This window comes from Streptomyces sp. NPDC092952 (assembly GCF_044754785.1).
In the GTDB taxonomy this organism is placed as follows: Bacteria; Actinomycetota; Actinomycetes; order Streptomycetales; family Streptomycetaceae; genus Streptomyces.
In genome coordinates, this window is sequence record NZ_JBIVPT010000013.1 from 1 (window position 1) to 19,602 (window position 19,602).

15 protein-coding genes and 1 tRNA gene are annotated in these 19,602 nt (G+C 73.6%); 7 read left to right on the plus strand and 9 right to left on the minus strand.

Annotation, left to right across the window (positions count from 1 at the left end):
• Positions 1 to 19: 19 nt before the first annotated feature.
• Both ACIQGQ_RS26365 and ACIQGQ_RS26370 read right to left on the minus strand, forming a co-directional pair.
• Positions 20 to 93: transfer RNA gene (locus ACIQGQ_RS26365), tRNA-Pro, on the minus strand.
• Positions 94 to 146: 53 nt separating this feature from the next.
• On the minus strand, positions 147 to 2,780 hold the full coding sequence (locus ACIQGQ_RS26370) for an ATP-binding protein (RefSeq protein ID WP_402399721.1): 2,634 nt from the start codon (positions 2,778 to 2,780) through the stop codon (positions 147 to 149).
• 108 nt (positions 2,781 to 2,888) lie between these two features.
• Between ACIQGQ_RS26370 and ACIQGQ_RS26375 the strand changes: the two genes are divergently transcribed.
• Together ACIQGQ_RS26375 and ACIQGQ_RS26380 are read left to right on the plus strand one after the other, a co-directional pair.
• Entirely contained in the window at positions 2,889 to 3,389 is a 501-nt protein-coding gene (locus ACIQGQ_RS26375) for a DUF309 domain-containing protein (protein WP_402399722.1), read from the plus strand.
• Between the two features lie 91 nt (positions 3,390 to 3,480).
• Positions 3,481 to 3,987, plus strand: a complete 507-nt coding sequence (locus tag ACIQGQ_RS26380) for a hypothetical protein (RefSeq protein WP_402399725.1) — start codon at positions 3,481 to 3,483, stop codon at positions 3,985 to 3,987.
• Positions 3,988 to 3,994: 7 nt separating this feature from the next.
• Here the strand turns inward: ACIQGQ_RS26380 and ACIQGQ_RS26385 are convergent, their stop codons facing one another.
• From ACIQGQ_RS26385 to ACIQGQ_RS26395, 3 genes are read right to left on the minus strand one after another with little or no spacing between them, the layout of a single operon-like run.
• A complete protein-coding gene (locus ACIQGQ_RS26385; RefSeq protein ID WP_402399728.1) occupies positions 3,995 to 5,230 on the minus strand; it encodes an FAD-dependent oxidoreductase in 1,236 nt (411 codons plus the stop codon).
• Positions 5,227 to 6,666 carry an NAD(P)/FAD-dependent oxidoreductase gene (locus tag ACIQGQ_RS26390; protein ID WP_402400187.1) on the minus strand — a complete coding sequence of 480 codons (1,440 nt, stop codon included), beginning with the start codon at positions 6,664 to 6,666 and terminating at the stop codon, positions 5,227 to 5,229. Before ACIQGQ_RS26390 ends, ACIQGQ_RS26385 begins: the two co-directional genes overlap by 4 nt.
• 19 nt (positions 6,667 to 6,685) lie before the next feature.
• Positions 6,686 to 8,119 (minus strand): FGGY family carbohydrate kinase, encoded by a 1,434-nt coding sequence (locus ACIQGQ_RS26395; protein ID WP_402399731.1) that lies wholly within the window; start codon positions 8,117 to 8,119, stop codon positions 6,686 to 6,688.
• A gap of 469 nt (positions 8,120 to 8,588) precedes the next feature.
• Between ACIQGQ_RS26395 and ACIQGQ_RS26400 the strand changes: the two genes are divergently transcribed.
• The 5 genes from ACIQGQ_RS26400 (at position 8,589) to ACIQGQ_RS26420 (ending at position 15,624) form a co-directional block, all read left to right on the plus strand.
• A complete protein-coding gene (locus tag ACIQGQ_RS26400; RefSeq protein ID WP_402399734.1) occupies positions 8,589 to 9,596 on the plus strand; it encodes a hypothetical protein in 1,008 nt (335 codons plus the stop codon).
• A 95-nt stretch (positions 9,597 to 9,691) separates the two neighbouring features.
• Positions 9,692 to 11,221 carry an amino acid permease gene (locus tag ACIQGQ_RS26405; protein WP_402399736.1) on the plus strand — a complete coding sequence of 510 codons (1,530 nt, stop codon included), beginning with the start codon at positions 9,692 to 9,694 and terminating at the stop codon, positions 11,219 to 11,221.
• Positions 11,222 to 11,402: 181 nt separating this feature from the next.
• Positions 11,403 to 12,515 (plus strand): substrate-binding domain-containing protein, encoded by a 1,113-nt coding sequence (locus tag ACIQGQ_RS26410; RefSeq protein WP_402399739.1) that lies wholly within the window; start codon positions 11,403 to 11,405, stop codon positions 12,513 to 12,515.
• Positions 12,516 to 12,685: 170 nt separating this feature from the next.
• Complete coding sequence (locus ACIQGQ_RS26415) at positions 12,686 to 13,726, plus strand: hydroxyacid dehydrogenase (RefSeq protein WP_402399742.1); 1,041 nt, start codon at positions 12,686 to 12,688, stop codon at positions 13,724 to 13,726.
• Positions 13,723 to 15,624: a DUF2264 domain-containing protein gene (locus ACIQGQ_RS26420; protein WP_402399745.1), complete on the plus strand. Its 1,902-nt coding sequence runs from the start codon at positions 13,723 to 13,725 to the stop codon at positions 15,622 to 15,624. Before ACIQGQ_RS26415 ends, ACIQGQ_RS26420 begins: the two co-directional genes overlap by 4 nt.
• A 49-nt stretch (positions 15,625 to 15,673) precedes the next feature.
• Here the strand turns inward: ACIQGQ_RS26420 and ACIQGQ_RS26425 are convergent, their stop codons facing one another.
• From ACIQGQ_RS26425 to ACIQGQ_RS26440, 4 genes are all read right to left on the minus strand, one after another.
• A complete protein-coding gene (locus ACIQGQ_RS26425; protein ID WP_402399747.1) occupies positions 15,674 to 16,306 on the minus strand; it encodes a lactate utilization protein C in 633 nt (210 codons plus the stop codon).
• Positions 16,303 to 17,844, minus strand: a complete 1,542-nt coding sequence (locus ACIQGQ_RS26430) for a lactate utilization protein B (RefSeq protein ID WP_402399749.1) — start codon at positions 17,842 to 17,844, stop codon at positions 16,303 to 16,305. The genes ACIQGQ_RS26425 and ACIQGQ_RS26430 overlap by 4 nt, the downstream gene beginning before the upstream one ends.
• Positions 17,841 to 18,608, minus strand: a complete 768-nt coding sequence (locus ACIQGQ_RS26435) for a (Fe-S)-binding protein (protein WP_402399752.1) — start codon at positions 18,606 to 18,608, stop codon at positions 17,841 to 17,843. Before ACIQGQ_RS26435 ends, ACIQGQ_RS26430 begins: the two co-directional genes overlap by 4 nt.
• A 147-nt stretch (positions 18,609 to 18,755) precedes the next feature.
• Positions 18,756 to 19,502 carry a FadR/GntR family transcriptional regulator gene (locus tag ACIQGQ_RS26440; RefSeq protein WP_402399755.1) on the minus strand — a complete coding sequence of 249 codons (747 nt, stop codon included), beginning with the start codon at positions 19,500 to 19,502 and terminating at the stop codon, positions 18,756 to 18,758.
• Between the last annotated feature and the right edge of the window lie 100 nt (positions 19,503 to 19,602).

Below are 19,602 nucleotides of genomic sequence, written 5' to 3' on the forward strand. Positions count from 1 at the left end.
GACCTGCGACTGTCTCCAGTCGGGACGACAGGATTTGAACCTGCGACCCCTTGACCCCCAGTCAAGTGCGCTACCAAGCTGCGCCACGTCCCGATGCGATGTTCCGCCCCGGTGTTGCCGGGCGGCCTCGCAGGACAAACATTACCTCACTCCGAGGACCGGATCGACGCCCGTGCCTGGTGGGCGCGGTTCGCCAGGGACTCCGCGCCGCAGGCGGTGGCCAGTTTGTATGCCCGGGCGAGTTCGCGCGGCGAGCGGATCGCGATGCCGTAGTCGACCAGGGCCAGCGCGTGTTCGTACGCGGACGGGGACGACTCCAGGTGGCGGACCGCCTCGGAGAGCAGGCGGGTGGCCTCCTCGGGAGCGGCGAACAGGGCGAGGCAGTGCAGGGCCTCGCCGATCGCGGTCTCCGTGCCGAAGCGCTCGGCGTGCACCCGTGCGGTGGCGGCGAGTTGGGCGGCGCGGTCCGGGTTCTCCTCTGCCAGGGCGCGGGCGAGATCACCGGCCCAGGGCGCCCACACACCGTTGAACCTGCCGCGCGGTTCGAGCTTCTGGCCCGCCGCTTCGAGCTCGACGATCGCTTCCTTGGTCCGGCCCTCGGCCAGCAGCAGCCTGCCGCGTACACAGGGGCCGTCGGGCAGCACCATCGCGCTGGGGTAGGGCGCCTCGAAGGTGTAGCGGTCGGCGATCTCGCGGGCCTCGGTGACCCGGCCCCGGGCGACCAGGGTGTCGATGAGCAGGCAGGCGGCGTCCCAGTGGACCGGCAGTCCGCTGCCCACCCGGTCGGCGAGGCGCAGCCCTTCGCGCAGGAAGCCCTCGGCCTCCGCCAGCCTTCCGCGGCGGCGGTGGACCAGCCCGAGCAGCGTGTGCGCGAACGCGAGGTGCGCGCCGCTCCAGCCGGAGATCTCGAAGGCGCGGACCGCCTCGCCGAAGAGCTCCTCGGCACGGTCGAGATGGTCGGTGAAGGCATAGGTGATGCCGACCAGGGTCGGCAGCTCGAAGCCCCATTCGGCGTCGGTCCAGCCGAGTCCCCTGGCCGGGTGTCCGCCGACCAGGGCGCGTTCGCAGAGGTCTACGACGAGCTGGGCGTTCTCGCCGCGCACCATGGCGTCGAAGGCCCGGAGCGTGAGCAGGGCGCGTTCGGCGTTGTCGCGGCCGTGCAGATGGTCGGCGTTGCGTGCGAGCCGGGCGGAGCGGCCGGGGCCGTCCTCCTCGGTGGCCTGCATGCCCTCCCAGAGGAAGTGGGCGGCCTGGAGCCGCATCAGGCCGGGGCCCGGGGCGGTGCGGGCGGCCTCCGCGGCGAGTGCGCTCGCCGCCTCCTTGAGCTGGTTGTTGTGCGAGTGCGCGGCCGCGAGCCGGTAGGTGGCGTCGACCCGCTGGTCGTCGTCGAGCCCCGGCATGTCGAGCGCGTTGCGCAGGTGCTGGACCGTGGTGGCCGGGGAGCTGAGCAGGGTGGCGCAGCCCAGCTCGTACAGCAGGGTGGCCTGTACGCGCTCGCGCGGGGGTTCGCGCAGGGCGCGTTCGAGGCAGCGGCGGGCGGCCTCCGGGGCGCCGACGGCGAGGTGCTGCTTGGCCGCCTCGCGGAGCTGCTCGACGAGCTCCTGGTCGTCGTCCGGGTGGACCTCCAGCAGGTGCCGGGAGGCCGCGGCGGGGCCGAGTCCGGCCCGGTTGATCGCCCAGGCGGCCCGGCCGTGCATGGCGGTGCGGGTGGCCGGCGGGATGGCGCGGTAGATCGCGCTCGCGATGAGCGGGTGGACGAACTCCAGCGGGTCGAAGCCGGTGACGATCCGGGCCTCGCGCAGCCGCGCCGTGCAGTCGGCGGCCTCGGCCGAGGTCATTCCGGCGAGGGTGGCGGCCAGGTCCTGGGAGATGTCGGTGCCGAGAACGGCCGCGGCCCAGGCGAAGCGGGTGGCGTTGGTGCCGAGCCGTTCGAGCCGGGCGACGAGGCCGCTGCCGCGGGCGGAGGCGCCGAGCTCGCGCAGCAGTCCGGCCGACTCGTCCAGCGGGACCAGCTCGCGGTCCTGCACCTTGGCGACGAGCTCGACCGCCTCGTACGGGTTTCCGCCGGTGACCGCCCACACCTCGCGGCAGAAGGGGTCGTCCGCGTGTTCGCCGAGGGCCGTGCGGACCAGCTCCGCGGTGGCGTCCGGGGTGAGGGCGCGCAGCGCGACGCGGACCTGGGCGGGGTGGGCGCCGCCCACTCCGTCCTCCTTCTCGCGGGCGGCGAACTCCTCCGGGCGGTGGGCCTGGACGACCAGGACCGGGAGCTCGTTCAGGCGGGCGGTGAACGAGGCGAGCCAGGCGAGGGATTCGCCGTCCGCCCAGTGCGCGTCGTCGATGACGAGCAGCAGCGGACGGTGGCTCAGCCGGGAGGCGAGCCGGGCGACGACGTAGTCCAGACCGTCCCGCACGCCCTGCGGATCGGGCTGCGGGCCGGTCGGCTCGGCCAGGCCGAGGGCCGGTGCGGCGACCTCGTACCAGGGGCCGAAGAGGGCCCGCACCTCGTCGGGCGGGAACCGGTCGAACGCGGGCTGGAGCAGTTGGCGCACGACGTGGAACGGCACGGAGGTGACCGTTTCGCCGCCCCGTGCCGACCAGACCGTGCAGCGGTCGGCGGCCATCGCCTGGACCTCGGCGAGCAGCGCGGTCTTGCCGATACCGGCCTCACCGCTGAAGATCAGCAGCCCGCCGACGGCCTGGGCACCGCAGAGTGCGTCCACCGCCTCCGCGGCGGCGGCGAGTTCCGGTTCGCGTTCGTACAGCGGCCGGGACGGCTTCATCCCTACCCTCCCCAAGGGTGATGCGTGTGGTTTTCGACACTAGTCGTGAACACTGGTCCACGGACAGTGGTTCGGACAGTTCAGCGCGGGTGCGGGCACAATCGTGGAGTGGACGGAAATCGCAGGGACCGCGACGCCGGGGGCCGGGCACGCAACGCGCGCCCGCGTGACGGGCTGGGCCGCCCGCTTCCGTACGGGAGCGAGGGGATCGCCCGGCAGCCGGAGGGGGTGGTTCGTACCCCCGAGGAGACCGTGCGCGAGGCGCAGCGGCTCCTGGACGCGGGGATGCCGTTCCATGCCCACGAGGTGTTCGAGGACGCGTGGAAGTCCGGCCCGGAGGCGGAACGGGAGCTGTGGCGGGGGCTCGCGCAGTTGGCGGTGGGGCTGACCCACGCGGCCCGGGGCAATGCGACGGGCGGGGCGCAGCTGCTGCGGCGCGGGGCGGTGGCGCTGGCGGGGTTCGCCCCGGCCCGGCCGTACGGGATCGGGGTCGCCGGGCTGATCGGCTGGGCCGAGGGGCTGGCCGAGCGGGTGGCGGAGGAGGGCGCGGCCGGCCGGCGGATCGATCCGGTGGCGGAGGCCCCGCGGCTGTGCGGTCCGGTGCGTTGAGGGTCCGGGAGCGGTCCGCTCCGGGGCGGATCCGGCGCCCGTCGCACCGAGCGGCGAACAGGGCGGCCCGCAGCCATTACGATCGCGCGTCATGAGCAATTCTGACCAGGACCAGGAGCAGGGCCGGAGCGTGGACGCCCCGATAGCCGCGGACACGGGCGTCGCGGGGGCGAGGACGAAGAAGGAAGCGGGCGCGGAGGCGGACGCCGCGGCGGAGAAGCCGGACACCGGGACGGCCGTCGGCCCGAAGGCGGAGAAGCCGGCGGCCGGGGCAGGGCCGGCCGACGTGGAGGCGGCTTTCGGGGCGGACGCCGGCACCGATGCCGACGAGGCCGGTGACCGCAAGCTGACGCCCCGCCAGGCGAGACGGTTGCGGATGGCGCTGTCGGCGGTGGGGATGGCCGCGATGGCGGTCGTTCTCGCGCTGCGTATCGCCAGCCGGTCGTCCGTCCTGGTGGTCGGGGTGTACGGGCTGGCGCTGATCCTGTGCGGGATCGTGATCGAGCTGAGCCGTAACGGGCGGACCCGACTGGGCAGTTGGCTGCTCGCCGTCGGCCTGGTCGCGGCCATCGGTTCGGACTGGCTGCTGATTCCCTGACGCGTGGTCAGCATGGCGTGATCCGTACGGTGCCGCCGTCCGGCTCGGCCCGCTCCAGCCAGTCGGCGCGCAGCGGGAAGGACCGGCCCGGGACGGCGGTCCGCAGCAGCCGCTCCCGGTGCAGTTCCCGGCCGTCCTGGCGGACGACGAGCAGCGGCGCGGTGAGCCGTTCGGCGGTGCGCAGGAGGAAGCGGCCGCCCGCCGGAAGGGTGCCGTCGGGGCCGACGAGGTTGGGGGCGACCCAGCACAGCGGGGCGTCGACGGCGATGGCCAGCCGGTGGGCGGGCCAGGTACCGGTGATCAGGTGACGCAGTACGGGGGCGGCGACCGCGCGGCCCTCGGCGAAGGCGTGGCCCGCGCTCTCCACCCCGTGCAGCAGGTTGCCGACGGCGAAGATCCCGGTCCGGTCGGTGCGGAGGTCCGGGTCGTGGGCGGGTCCCCGGGTGCCGGGGTCGAGGGTGACGGCGCCGCGCCGGGCCAGTTCGTGTTCGGGGATCCAGTCGCCGGTGAAGACGACGGTGTCGCAGCGCAGCGTGGTGGTGCGGCCGTCGTGGTGGCGGACGGCGACGCCGGTGAGCCGTTTCCGGCCGACGAGGGCGGTGACGGTGGTGCGGGTGAGGACCGGGGTGCGGTCGTTGCCCCGGGTCAGGGCGGCGAACGGGGCGGTCGGCTGGTCGGTGACCAGGGCGGCGACCTCGGCCTCCGCGACGCGCAGGGTTTCGGCGGCGGCCCGGGCGACGGGCCCGTCGCCGATGACGACCGCGCGGCCGCCGATCCGCCGCCCGTGGAGGTGGACGGCCTGCTGGAGTTCGCCGGTGGTGAGGACGCCGGGCGGGCGGTCGCCGGGGACGAGCCGGGCGCTGCGGGGGCGTTCGCGGGCGCCGGTGGCGAGGACGACCGCGCGGGCGGTGATCCGTTCGAGGCCGGTGGGTGCGGTGGTGTCGACGGTGAGCTCTCCGGCCCAGCCGGTGACGGAGACGCCGGTGCGCAGGGCGGCTCCGGCGCGCAGGGCGGTGGCGACGCAGTCGCGGGCGTACGCGGGTCCGGTGGCCGTGCCCCGGCCGATCGTCCGGCCGCCGAATCCGCCGTGGTGGCAGTGGCGGGGGACGCCGCCCGCGGTCTGTTCGCGTTCCAGGATCTCGACCCGGCCCGCGCCGGACGCGGCGAGTTCGGCCCCGGCGCCGAGGCCGGCCGGACCGGCCCCGACGATCAGGACGTCGACGGTGCGTTCGTGCCGGGTCATGACCGGGCCTCCTCGAACAGGGCGCGGACCGCGGCTCCGCAGGAGAAACCCTGGCACCGGCCGTTCCCGGCGCGCGTCCTGCGGCGCAGGCCGTCCGGGGAGCCCGGTGGCACGGTGCTCGCCAGGGCGTCCCTGATCTCGCCGGCGGAGACGCGTTCGCAGTGGCAGACCAGGGTGCCGTACGCCGGGTCCCGGGCGATGAGCGCGGCGTCCTGGTAGGGGCGGGGGAAGGCCTCGCCGAGGTTGGGCAGGGTGACGGGGGGCAGTTCGGCGGGTTCGCCGAGGTCGACGGATTCCCCGAGCAGTCCGACGACATGGGCGGCGATGGCCATGGAGGCGGTGAGTCCGGTGGAGCGGATGCCGCCGACGGTGATGTGGCGTTCGTCGGGGCGGGAGCGGATGCGGTAGTCCTCCTGGCCGGTGGCGGCGCGCAGTCCGGCGTAGACGGCGGTGACCTCCTCGTCGAGGAGGTCGGGCAGGATGCGGCGGCCCTTCTCGCGCAGCAGGGCGAGGGCTTCGGCGGTCGATCCGGTGGCGGTCTTGTCGTCGATGTCCTCGGCGGTGGGGCCGAGGAGCACGTTGCCGAAGACGGTCGGCGCGACCAGTACGCCCTTGCCGGCGGCGGTGGGGACCGGGAGCAGGATGTGGCGGACCAGGTCCCGGGCGAGCTTGTCGAAGACGATGAGCTGGCCCCGGCGCGGGGTGACGGTGAACTCGTCGTGGCCGAGCAGCCGGTCGATCTCGTCGGCGTACAGTCCGGCGGCGTTGATCAGGTGCCGGGTGCGCAGGGTGCCCCGGGAGGTGGTGAGGGTGTGGAGGCCGTCGTCGTCGCCGATGTCCCGTACCCGGCAGTTCAGGTGGAGGTGGACTCCGGCGCGGACGGCCTGGGTGGTGTAGGCGAGGGGGGTCGTCCAGGGGCAGACGAGGCTCTCGTCGGGGATCTCCAGGGCGCCGAGGGCGCCGGGGCCGAGCCTCGGCTCGCGGGCCCGCAGCTCGTCGGCGTCCAGGAGCCGGGCCGCGTGGTACTCGTTGCGTTCGGCCTTCTTCAACAGGCCCGGAAGGGCGGCGAGTTGTTCCTTGTCCCAGGCGACGAGGAGGGCGCCGACGCGTTCGACGGGGATGCCGGCCCCGGCCGCGTAGGCGCGCAGCCGATGGGCTCCTTCCCGGACGAGCCGCGCCTCCAGCGTGCCGGGCACGGCGTCGAAGCCGGTGTGCAGGATCGCGGTGTTGGCCTTCGACGTGCCGTTGGCGATGTCGTCGGAGGCGTCGAGCAGCGCGGTGCGCAGGGGGTGGCGGGCCAGTTCGCGGGCGATGGCGGTGCCGACGACGCCCGCGCCGATGACGGTCACGTCGTAGACCGGCGGGCCGGTTCCGGAGCCCGTTCCCGGCGGGTTCCGGGCCGTCAGGGGTCCGGTGGTGGTGATCGTGGTGCGCATGGTGCGGCTCTCGTACGTGTCAGGCATGGTCCAGCAGGCTCTGTACGCCGGTCCGGAACGCGGCGAGGCGCTCGGCGGCCCGGTCTGCGCCGATACGGGGTTCGTACACGGCGGCGGGCTTCCACTCGGGGACGGCCCGGCGGACGGTGAGGTGCGGGTCGAGGCCGAGCCGGGCGACGGCTCCGACGCCGAGCGCGGTGGCATCGGGGAGCGCGGACACCTCGACGGGGCGTTGCAGCAGGTCGGCCTGGGTCTGCATGAGGAGCTCGGAGCGGGTCAGGCCGCCGTCGACGCGGAGCGAGGTGAGCGGTGTGCCGAGGTCGGTGGCGGCCGCCTCGGTGAGTTCGACGACCTGGGCCGCGATGCCTTCGCACAGGGCGCGCACCAGATGCCCCCGGGTGGTGCCGAGGCCGAGGCCGGTGAGCGATCCGCGCAGGTCGCCGCGCCACCAGGGGGCGGCGAGCCCGGCGAGCGCGGGGACGAAGGTGACGCCGCCGGAGTCGGGGACGGTCCGGCCCACGGGGTCGAGGTCGGCCGCGCCGGAGATGACCCCGAGGCCGGTCAGCCAGTCGACGGCGGAGGCGGCGGTGTAGACCTGCCCGTCGAGGCAGTAGGCCGTACGGTCGCGGAGCCGCCAGGCCACGCAGCCGACCAGTCCGGTGGAGCCGCGGCGCGGGGCGGGGCCGGTCTGGGCGAGGAGGAAGGCGCCGGTCCCGTAGGTGCACTTGGCGTTGCCGGGGTCCAGGGCGTTCTGGGCGAGGAGGGCCGCCTGCTGGTCGACGAGGAGGCCGGTCAGCGGGAGTTCGCCGCCGAAGGCGGTCGTCGTGCCGACCGTGCCGTCGCAGTCGACGACGTCCGGGAGGCGTTCGTCGCCGAGGCCGAAGACGCCCAGGGCCCGGGGCGACCAGCCGACCCGGTCGAGGTCGAGGAGCTGGGTGCGGCCGGCGGTGGCCGCGTCGGTGACGAACGCGCCGGTCAGCTGGTGGACGAGCCAGGCGTCGGTGGTGGTGACGACGCCTTCCCGGGTCAGTTCGCGGCGGATCCAGGCCATCTTCGGCGCGGCGAAGTAGGGGTCGAGGGGGAGCCCGGTGAGCCGGGTCAGCTCCTCCTCGTGCTCGGCGAGTTCGGCGCAGAGCCCGGCGGAGCGGCGGTCCTGCCAGACGATCGCCTCGGTGAGCGGGCGCCCGGTGGCCGGATCCCAGGCGAGCACCGTCTCGCCCTGGTTGGCGAGGCCCACCGCGTGGACCGGCTCGCCCGCCTCCCGTAACGCCCGGCAGCCCGCCTCCACGACCGAGCCGAGCAGCGCGGCGGGGTCGGTCTCGACCGATCCCCCCGATCCGTGGCGCACGGAGACCGGCACGGAAGCGGACGCGATCACACCGCGCTCGGGACAGATCACCAGTGCCTTCGTTCCCGAGGTGCCCTGGTCCACGGCGAGTACCGGGCCTGTCATCGACTCTCCATCGGTGCGAAGGCTCGGCGGATCGAGCGGAACGGTGATCACTGAACTCGCCGCCCAGAGTGGTGCAGACCACCGCGCGCGTCAAGGGCCGACCGGCCCTTGACCGGAACCACCCGAACAATTGATTCGACTTTGAACATCCGTTGGGATGAGCGGACTTGAGTAAGATCCGCGAATCGCGCCGGAGACCGACAGTAATGGCCTTACACTCACCGCCGTGCAACAACCGGACGCCTTGCGGCAGTTCGCTGTTCAACGGCTGCTCAACCCCCCACGTTCCAGAGGATCGATGAAACCGAAACCCTGCCCCGCGCACCGCCCCACCGGCTCCCGCGCCTTCCGTGTCAGCACGGGCTCCATGCCGCCACCGGGTTGCGTGACGTGCTGAGGAGATCTTTCGACCGTCGCGTTCCGGCCTGCGGTCCGGCCCGTCGTAGTCGTACGGGGGCGGGGCAGGTCCATGGGCAACAGTGATTTCCGGCCGGTCTACCATCCGGCCGGCCATGACAACGATCTGCGGGCCGCGTTACAGGATCTGCGCACCGGACGCTGGATGTCCATGCGTGGCCTTCTGGAGAACACACCGGACTGGTCCCTGTGGACCCAGCGCACCCAGGTGCTCGGCGCGGTGGCCGCCGGTTCGGACGCGGTCCAGGCCTGGCTGGCCGAGGAGCCGCAGAGCGTCGCCGCCGCGGTGATGCGGGCGCGGGTCGTCGTCGAACGGGCGGTGCGCGCCCACCGCGAGGGCCACCACCGGGCCCGTGAGCTGTGGCAGGAGGCCTGGCAGGCCTGCCGGACGGCGGCGAACGCCTCGCCCGCGGACCCGGTGCCCTGGGTCTGCCTGCTGGCCCTGTCCCAACTGGACGAGCAGCAGCAGCTGGAGGAGCACCGGCTGCATCCGCCGGGCCCGATGCTCTTCCCCGGCCCGTGGGGCCTGCTGGCGGAGGCCGACAAGCGCGACCCGTACAACCGCGAGGCGTACCACCGGATGCTCCAGTTCGTGTACGCGCGCAGGGCCGGCGGTTCCCTCTCCGAAGCGGTCAACTTCGTCCAGTGGGCCGCTTCCTCGGCCCCGGACGGCTCCGCGCTGCATGTGCTGCCGCTCTATGTGCGGGTCGAGCGCTACCGCCGCGAGCAGGGCCACGAGAAGGCCCTCGACCTGCACTGGGTCACCGAGGACGCGGAGCGGGACGCGGCCCGTGCGCTGGAGCTGTGGTTCCACCGCACGGTTCCGCTCTCACGCTCGCTGCTCGACCTCAACCACCTCGCCCACGCCCTGTGGGGCGCCCTCCAGTTCGCCGACGCGGCAGCGGTGTTCGAGGCGCTCGGCCCGTTCTTCACCTCGATCCCCTGGACGTACCGCACCCGGGACCGCAAGGGCCCCGGGGACGCGGAGGAGGTCTTCCTCCGCGCCCGCGGCCGCTGCCTGACCGCACCCCGCACCCCCGGACGGGGGCAGCGCCGCTGAACGACGGACCGGAGCCGCCGGAACCCCCGGCCGGCCCGTACCCGTGACCTTTCCGCGCGTCCCCCGTTCCCGTACCGCTCATGGAGGTTTTCCCGATGTCCATATCCACCCCGGCCCGGTCGGGCGCGGAGTCCACACCGCCGAGGGACGAGGAGGAGCGGCTGCGCGAGCTGGGCTACCAGCCGGTGCTCGCCCGCCGGATGGGGGGCTTCGGCAACTTCGCCATCAGCTTCTCCGTCATCTCGATCCTCTCCGGCTGCATGACCCTCTACGGCTTCGGCATGTCGACCGGTGGTCCGGCCGTGATGCTCTGGGGCTGGGTCGGTGTCGGGCTCTTCGTGCTCTGCGTCGGCATGGCGCTCGCCGAGGTCACCAGCGCCTACCCGACCTCGGGCGCGCTGTACTACATGGCGGACCGGCTGGGCGGACGGAAGTGGGGCTGGTACACCGGCTGGCTGAATCTGCTCGGTCTGCTGGGTGCGATCGCGGGCATCGACTACGGTGCGGCGCTGTTCACCGGCGCGTTCATGAACCTGCAGTGGGGGTTCACCCCCACCCCGGGGAAGACGATGATCATCTTCCTCTGCATCCTGCTGCTGCACGCGACGCTGAACCTGTTCGGCGTCCGCCTGGTCAGTGTGCTGAACTCCATCAGCGTGTGGTGGCACCTGGCCGGGGTCGCGGTGATCGTCGTCGTGCTCGCGGTGGTGCCCTCGCACCACCAGTCGCCGTCGTTCGTCTTCACCGAGTTCGTCAATGACACCGGCTGGCACAATCCGCTGTACGTGGCGGCGATCGGTCTGCTCCTCGCCCAGTACACCTTCTGCGGGTACGACGCCTCCGCCCACCTGTCGGAGGAGACGTCGAACGCCTCCGTGACGGCCGCCAAGGGCATCGTGCGGGCGATCTGGGTCTCCTGGATCGCCGGTTTCGTGCTGCTCGCCGGGCTCACCTTCGCCATCCAGGACTACGCGGGCACCCAGAACAGCCCCACCGGGGTTCCGCCGGCTCAGATCCTGATCGACGCGCTGGGCACCTCCGGGGCCACCGCGCTGCTGCTGATCGTGATCGCGGCGCAGCTGTTCTGCGGGAACGCCGAGGTCGCCGCCGCGAGCCGGATGGTCTTCGCGTTCAGCCGGGACAACGCGCTGCCCGGTTCGGCGCTGTGGCGCAAGGTCAGCGCCCGTACCCAGACACCGGTCAACGCGGTGTGGCTGTCGGTCGCCGTCGCCGCGGTGCTGGCGCTGCCGTCGCTGTACTCCGCCACCGCGTACGGCGCGGTCACCGCGATCAACGTCATCGGGATCACGCCCGCCTACGCGATCCCGATCTTCCTGAAGCTGCGCTCCGGCCACCGGTTCGAGCGCGGGCCCTGGCACCTGGGGCGGTGGAGCAAGCCGATCGGCTGGATCGCCGTGGTGTGGGTGGCCATCGTGACCGTGCTGTTCCTGCTGCCGCAGTCCTCCCCGGTGACGGTCGACTCGATGAACTACGCCTCGATCGCGCTGATCGCGGTGCTGGTGCTGGCCACCGTGTGGTGGTTCGTCGCCCGCCGCTCGTACAGCACCCCCTCGGCGTACGGGAACGCCCGCGAGCAGGCGGAGATCGAGGAAGGCATCGTCTGACCGGGAGGTCCGCCGTCGGGGCGCCGCGCCGTCCCGACGCCCTCCCGAGCTTTCTCCGGCCCTTCCGGCACGGCGCCCCGACGGGCGGCGGTCCGGGAGGGCCGCTCGCTATGCTGCGGGCCGGACGCCACCGAAAGCGTTCAAACGAACAGTACGACGGTACGGCGAGGGGGCCAGCAGCATGCGGGAGCCGGTGGAACTGAGGCGGCGGCGGATCCTGTCCGTGGTGGAGTCGCGCGGCGCCGTCCGGGTCGCCGTGCTCGCGGCCGAGCTGGACGTCTCGGTGGTCACGGTCCGGCGCGACGTCGAGGAGCTGGCCCGGTCCGGCCGGCTGCGCCGGGGGCACGGGGTGGCCCGCCCGGTCGGCGATCCGGTGGCGGCCGCGACCGCCACGGCGCGCCGTGGCGGGGAGCCGTCCCCGGACGCCGGGGCGGTCGCCCTGGTCGTACCGGAGCGGCACTCCTATCTGTACGAGACCCTGCACGGCGCCCGGTCCGCCCTGGAGGAGGCCGGGATCCGGATCGCGCTGCACATCGCTCCCCCGTCACCCGGGGCCGAACGCCCCCTGGTGGAACGTGCGTTGGCGGAGGGGGCACGCGGGCTGCTGATCGCGCCGCGCTGGCCCGGCGCCCGCGCGGAGGAACAGGACCACGACTGGCTGGCCGAGGTGGGGGTGCCCACGGTGCTGATGGAGCGGCGCCCCCGGCCGGGCAGCCGGCTGCACGCCCTGGACTCCGTCTGTTCCGACCACTGGTACGGGACGCATCTGGCCGTGGAGCACCTGGTCGCGCTGGGGCACCGCCGGATCGTGCTGGCCGCCCGCGACGACAGCCCGACGGCGCGCAGCGTCCGTGCCGCGTTCGCCGGGATCGCCCGGGACCGCCCCGAAGTGACGGACTGGACGGTGGTGCTGAGCTCACCCGAGGCCGCGGCCGACGGCCGGGGCGACGCACCCGATCTCGCCGCGCTGATACGGGAACGGGGCACCACGGCGGCCGTGCTGCACGGCGACGTGGACGCGCTGATGCTGGTCCAGCGGCTGGCGGAGAGCGGGATCGAGGTACCCCGGGACTGCTCGGTGGTGGCGTACGACGACGGGGTCGCGGCGCTCGGGAGCCCGCCGCTGACGGCGGTGGCGCCGCCGAAGGCGGAGATCGGCCGGGCCGCGGCCGAGCTGTTGCTGCTCCGGCTGTCCCGGGCCGCCGGGGCGACCGGTCCGGTGCGCCGGACGGAGCTGCTGCCCGCCCTGGAGGTACGGGGGTCCACCCGGGCCGTGGAACCCGCCACCGACTGATCGTTTGACCGCTTTATTTTCTCTTGATCGATCTATTGACCAGTTCCGGTCGGCCGATCAGGATTTCCCTGAGCCGTTTCAGCGGCCGCGGGAGGTGTACCCGCCCGGTCGGCGAAGCCGTCGAACCGTGCCCGGAGCCCCGGCCGTCCGCACCTCCCACCAGGAGAGAGATGCCCCACCCCGCAACCGGTACCCCGGCCGCCCGCCACCGGCCGCGCGCCGCCTTCGCCATGAGGCCGGCCGCCGCGACCGCGCTGCTCGACGGACCGGCCCTGGCCGCGCTCGGCGCGGTGTGCGAGCCCGCCCCGCTGCCGGTGCTCGACGACTTCACCACCGACCGGGCCCGTTCCGTCCTCGCCGGGACCGAGATCCTGATCACCGGCTGGGGCTGCCCGCCGATCGACGAGGAGGTCCTGGCCTCGGCGCCCGGCCTGCGCGCGGTGGTCCACACCGCGGGCAGCGTCCGCGGCCACATCACCGAGGCGTGCTGGGAACGCGGCATCGAGGTCTCGTCGGCCGCCGCCGCCAACGCACTGCCGGTCGCCGAGTACACCGTCGCGATGATCCTGCTCTCCGGCAAGCGCGTCCTGGAGCGGTCCCACGACTACCGCACCCTGCGCCGCCGGGAGAACTGGCTGGAGCTGCCCGGCCACATCGGCAACTACGGCCGCACCGTGGGCATCCTCTCCGCCTCGATGATCGGCCGCCGCGTCATCGAACTGCTGCGCCCCTACGACCTGCCGGTGCTGCTGCACGACCCGTACGTCTCCGAGGCGGAGGCCGCGGAGCTGGGGGTCCGCCTCGTCGGCCTGGCCGAACTCTTCGGGCAAAGCGACGTGGTGAGCGTCCACACCCCGCTGCTGCCCGCCACCCGCGGGCTCGTCAGCCGGGAGCTGCTCACCTCGATGCGCCCGGACGCCGTGCTCCTGAACACCGCGCGGGGCGCGGTCGTCGACCAGGACGCGCTCGTCGACGTACTCCGCGAGGGCCGTGTCCGGGCCGTCCTCGACGTCACCGACCCCGACGAACTGCCCGCCGCGCACCCGCTCTGGGAGTGCCCGGGCGCCCTGATCACCCCGCACCTCGCCGGCTCCCAGGGCAACGAGCTGCGGCGGCTGGTCGACCTGGCGGCCACCGAGACCGGCCGCTGGGCCGCGGGCGACGGCTTCGCCCACCCCGTACGACGCGAAAGGCTGGCGTTTCTCGCATGACCGCCGCACACCCGACCTCCCCCATCGAACTCCCCGCCGAGGACCGGGTGTCGAGCCCGCACACCGGCTACACCCGGGCCCACTGGGAGGCCGCCGCCGACGGACTGCTGCGGGCCGCCTGGCAGTGGGCCACCCCGGGCGGCGCCCTGCTGGACCTGCCGGGCCGGCCGTCCTCGTCCGGGGTGCGCTCCGACGGCCTGGAGGGGTACGCGCGCACCTTCCTGGCCGCCGCCTTCCGGGTGGCGGGCGCGGAGGGCGGCGACCCGCACGGCTGGCTGGGCCGGTACGCGGACGGGCTGGCCGCCGGGACCCGCTCCCCCGGCCGGGAGGACGCCGAGTCCTGGCCGCTCATCCGCGACCACGGCGTCTTCGGCCAGCCCATGGTCGAGTCCGCCTCGGTCGCCATCGGGCTGCGGCTGACCCGGCCGTGGCTCTGGGACCGGCTGGACGACGGGGTGCGGGACCGGACCGAGGCGTGGCTGCGCGACGCGCTGCGCCACGTCCCCTCCCCCAACAACTGGTACCTGTTCCCGTACTCCGTGGCCGGGTTCCTGGAGTCCGTGGGCCGGGGTGACGCGGAGACCGCCCGGGCCAAGGAACGCGCCCTGGACCTGATGGAGGGCTGGTACCGGGGCGACGGCTGGTACGCGGACGGCGACGGCCGGGCCTTCGACCACTACAACGGCTGGGCGCTGCACCTGTATCCGGTGCTGGACGCGTACCTGTCGGGCGACGCGGAGCTGTCCGCGCGCTACGGGGACCGGCTGCGCGAACACCTGGCGGGCTTCTCGCTGACGTTCGGCGGCGACGGCGCGCCGATCCACTTCGGCCGCTCGCTGACCTACCGGTTCGCGGCCGCCTCCTCGGTCGCGCTGGGCGCCCTCACCGGGCACACCCCGCTCACGCCCGGTGTCTCGCGGCGGCTGGCCAGCGGTGCGCTGCGCTACTTCCTGGACCGGGGCGCGACGGGCACGGACGGGCTGCTGAACCTGGGCTGGCACGGCCCGCACCAGGCCTCGTTGCAGAGCTACTCGGCGCCCGCGTCGCCGTACTGGGCGTCGAAGGCGTTCGTCGCGCTGCTCGCCCCGCAGGGGCATCCGCTGTGGACGGCGACCGAGGAGCCCGCGCCGAGCGAGGGACCCGACCGGGTGCTCGCCCTGCCCGCGCCGGGGCTGCTCGTCCAGTCGACCGGCGCCGACGGGATCGTACGGCTGCACAACCACGGCAGCGACCATGTGCGCGTGCACGAGGGCGAGGGGCAGGTCCAGGACGATCCGCTGTACAGCCGCCAGTCGTACTCCACGGTGACCGGCCCCACGGCCCGGGGCAACGCGGCGGACAACCATCTGGCCGTGGTCGTCGCCGGGGCGCGCAGCGAGCGCCGGATCGTCCGCGCGCTGGGCGCCGGCGGGGGCGAGGGCTGGGGCTGGGCCGCCTCCTGGCACCGTCCGGTCTTCACCTCGGGCTCACCGATGGTGCCGGGGCTGCGGGTGGAGAGCGTCACGGTGGCGCGCGGCCGGTACGAGCTGCGGGTGCACCGGGTGACCGGTGCCCCGGACGGGGCCCTGGTGGAGCAGACCGGCTGGGCGACCGGCCGCGACGACGGCCTCGCCTCCGCCCTGCACGGCCTGCACGGCTGGGAGTCCCAGGACACGGTCCGGGCCCCGCAGGGCACCGCGTACACGCCGTGGGCGGTGGTGCCCCGGCTGTCGGCGCGCGCCGGGGGGACGGCCGTGCTGGTCGCGCTCGCCTCGCTGACCGCGGAGGCGGACGCGGCGCCGCTCGACGCGGTGGTGAGCGGTGTGGTGGTGGACGGGGACACCGTGGAGGTGCGCTGGGCCGGGGACGGGGCGACCACCCGGATCGGCTTCGCGCCGGTGGCCGTCACGCACGGCTGAGTGCCGGGGTGCGCGGCGCGCGGGCGCCGCGCACCCCTACGGCTCCGTGCTACACGTCGGTCCGGATGACCACGGCGAGGGTGCGCGGTCCGTGCACCCCCTCCACCCGCTCCAGTTCGATGTCGGAGGTGGCCGAGGGCCCGCTGATCAGCGTCGTCGGCCGTTCCGGCACCAGCCGGGCGACCGCCTCCGGCACCCCCGCCTCGACGGCCGACAGGTCGACGACGCACACGTGCAGGTCGGGGACGAGGGAGAGGGCCCGCCGCCCCTGGTCCGGCGAGCCGTCCAGGAAGATCGTGCCGGTCTCGGCGCAGCCGACGGCCGAGGCGGTGAGCACCCCGTCCAGTTCGTCGAGCCGGGGGGCCGGGACGTCGGCGGAGTCCCGCCGGACCTCTCCGTCGTACGCGTCGAGCCAGCCCGGGTCGAGACCGGCCGGCACGCCGATCCGCCGGGCCCCGCGCTCGGCCAGCACCTCGGCGACGACCTGGGCGGTCCGGTCGGCGGTGCAGGTGTGCACGGTGGCCTTGTAGTCGACGAGCCGGTCGGTGAAGAGGGCCAGTCGTTCGCCGTCGGGAAGGGTGCGGCCGGTGCGGTAGGCGCGCGCCACGGTGGTCTGCGGTGCGGGGGCGAGTGCGAGGGCGTCCTTGATCCGGCCCAGCACGGTTTCGCGAGCGGTCGTCACTTCCCCTCCTCCTCTTCCTTCTTCTTCCGGTACTCGGCCTCGGCGGCCCGCATCGTCGCGCCGCCCTCCGGCGACGCCAGCCAGGAGCGGAAGGTCTCCTTCGGCGGCGCGGCGATGTCCCGGCTCTCGCTCCAGCCGTCGAACGGCGGGGGCAGATGGGAGATCCGGCCGTCCCGTCCGGCGATGACCCGCCCGATGCCGCCGGCCTTCTGCGCGGCCGTGAAGAGCTTCGGGTGCTTCATGACGGTGGCCGCGGCCTTCATGGCCAGCTTCTCCGCCGTCGTGCCGGTCTGCTCGGTGCTCTGGTGGCGGAGTTCGACCAGCAGCGACGGGATGTCGATCTTGACCGGGCAGGCGTCGAAGCAGGCGCCGCAGAGGCTGGAGGCGTACGGGAGCGAGCTGTTCGGGTCTCCCTTGGCCGCGTGCATCCCGGCGAGCTGCGGGGTGAGGACCGCGCCGATCGGTCCGGGGTAGGTCGATCCGTAGGCGTGGCCGCCGGCCCGCTCGTACACCGGGCAGACGTTGAGGCAGGCAGAGCAGCGGATGCAGTTGAGCGCCTCGCGGCCGATCCGGTCGGCGAGCGCCGCGGTGCGTCCGTTGTCGAGCAGGACCAGATGGAAGTCCTGCGGCCCGTCGCCCGGGGTGACGCCGGTCCACATCGAGGTGTACGGGTTCATCCGCTCCCCGGTGGAGGAGCGCGGCAGCAGCTGGAGGAAGACCTCCAGGTCCTGGTAGCGCGGCAGCACCTTCTCGATGCCCATGACGGTGATCAGGGTGTCGGGCAGGGTGAGGCACATCCGGCCGTTGCCCTCGGACTCCACGACGGCGAGGGTGCCGGTCTCGGCGATGCCGAAGTTGGCGCCGGAGACGGCCACCCTGGTCGTCATGAACTTCTCGCGCAGATAGGCGCGGGCGGTGGCGGCCAGATGGGCGGGCACGTTGTCCAGGCCCGGGTCGACGCCGGGGATCTCCTTGAGGAAGATCTGCCGGATCTCGTCGCGGTTGCGGTGGATCGCGGGGACCAGGATGTGCGAGGGCTTGTCGTGCGCGAGCTGGACAATGAGTTCGGCGAGGTCCGTCTCGTACGGGGTGATGCCGACCGATTCGAGGTGCTCGTTGAGGCCCGTCTCCTGGGTGGCCATCGACTTGACCTTGATGACCTCGCGGCTGCCGGTGGCCTGGACCAGCCGGGCGACGATCTCGTTGGCCTCGGCGCCGTCGCGGGCCCAGTGGACGGTGCCGCCGCGCTCGGTGACCTTCCGCTCCAGCTGTTCCAGCAGCTCGGGGAGGCGGTTCATGGTGTCGGTCTTGATGGCCGAACCCGCCGCGCGCAGTTCCTCCCAGTCGGGCAGCTCGGCGGTGACGTCGAGGCGTTTGGCGCGGATGGTGCGGGTGGCGCGGCCAAGATTGCGGCGGAGCTGTTCGTTGCGCAGTTCGTCGTGGGCGGCCTTGGGGAACGACCGGTCGCCGCGGAGGTTGCCCGTTCCGTACGGGGAGCGGGGCGGGGTCGCGGGCATGCCGAGGAAGGTGCTGCTCATCGGACGGCCTCCGTGGGGACGTACGGCGAGGTACGGGTGGCGGCGAGGATCTGGGCGAGGTGGAGGGTGCGGGTGCCCGACCTGATCCGGGAGAGTCCGCCGCCGATGTGCATCAGGCACGAGGAGTCGCCGGCGGTGCAGACGTCGGCCTCGGTGGCGGAGATGTTGCGCATCTTGTCCTGGAGCATGGCGGTGGAGGTGTCGGCGTTCTTGACCGCGAAGGTGCCGCCGAAGCCGCAGCAGGAGTCGGCCTCCGGCAACTCGACCAGGTCGATCGAGTCGACGGCCCGGAGCAGCTTCAGCGGCTTCTCCCCGACCCGCAGCATCCGCAGCGAGTGACAGGTGGGGTGGTACGTCACCCGGTGCGGGAAGTACGCGCCGACGTCCTCGACGCCCAGCACGTCCACCAGCAGCTCCGACAGCTCGTACGTCTTGGCCTTGACGGCGGCGACGCCCGCGCGCAGCGCCGCGTCCCCGTACCGCTCGGCGACGATCTCGTGCTGGTGGCGGACCGATCCGGCGCACGATCCGGACGGCATGACGACGGCGTCGAACGAGGCGTCGCCGAACTGCTCGGCGAAGTTCCGCACCAGGGGCACGGGTTCGCGCTGGTAGCCGGTGTTGACATGCATCTGGCCGCAGCAGGTCTGCTCCGGCGGGAACACCACGTCGTGGCCCAGGCGGGCGAGCAGGACCGCGGTCGATTTCACCGCCTCGGGGAAGAGCGTGTCTCCCAGACAGGTGGCGAAGAGTCCGATGCGCAAGGGTCTCTCCGTTCGCTACTCCGATTTTATGGTCAGACCATACTAGCCTCAGTCCGGAACATGAAGACGCGACGCGACCGACCCCGAAGAGAAAGTCATGCACCTGACAACTATGGGCATCGACCCTCCCGAGCCCGCTCCCCTTCCTCAGGAATCCGCTTCGTCCCGCCCCGGGTTCTCGTCGACCAGCGTGCCGTGGAGGCTGCGGATGTGCCGCTCGACCAGGTCGGCGGCGGACGGGCCCCGGCCCTCACCCAGCAGCCGCAGCAGTTCGGCGTGCTCGGCGTTGAGCGCGGCGGCCGTGGCCGGCCAGTCCTCGGCCGCCTCCAGCGCCCGCAGGATCAGCGGCCGCACCGATTCACGGACGGCGGAGGTGAGCGTGGAGGTCAGCTCGTTGCCGGAGCTGCGGGCGATGTGCACATGGAACCGGGTGTCCAGGTCGTTGAACTCCGCCACCGCCACGCCCGGCTTCCCCATGGCCTCGACGAGCACCCGCGCCTCGTCGAGATCCTGCGGGGAGGCGTGCCGGGCGGCGGCCTCGAAGCTGGACCGCTCCAGTACGACGCGCGCCTCCAGGACGTCCTCCAGGCTGTAGCTGCCCAGCGCGAAGTGGAGCCGGAGCAGCCGTCCGAGCGCGTCGTCGGGGTTGCGGACGATCCGCGCCCCGGCGTCCGGCCCCCGGCCCGGCTGGGCGACGAGCACACCGATGGTCTCCAGCACCCGCAGCGCCTCGCGCAGCGCGGACCGGCTGACCCCGAGCACCGGCGCGAGCTCGCGCTCGGGCGGCAGCCGGTCACCGGCCTTCAGCTCACCGGCGAACACCCGCTCCTCGATGCTCTGGAGCACCAGCTCATGCGTACGGGACTGCCGTACGGGTTGCCACTCGACGGGCATCGCGCACCCCCTGCCTCGACCGGATCACCCGGTCGCCCTCGCCTCCGCCACCCGGTCTCCCACTATGTCACACACCCCATATGGTCGGACCAAAGACGAA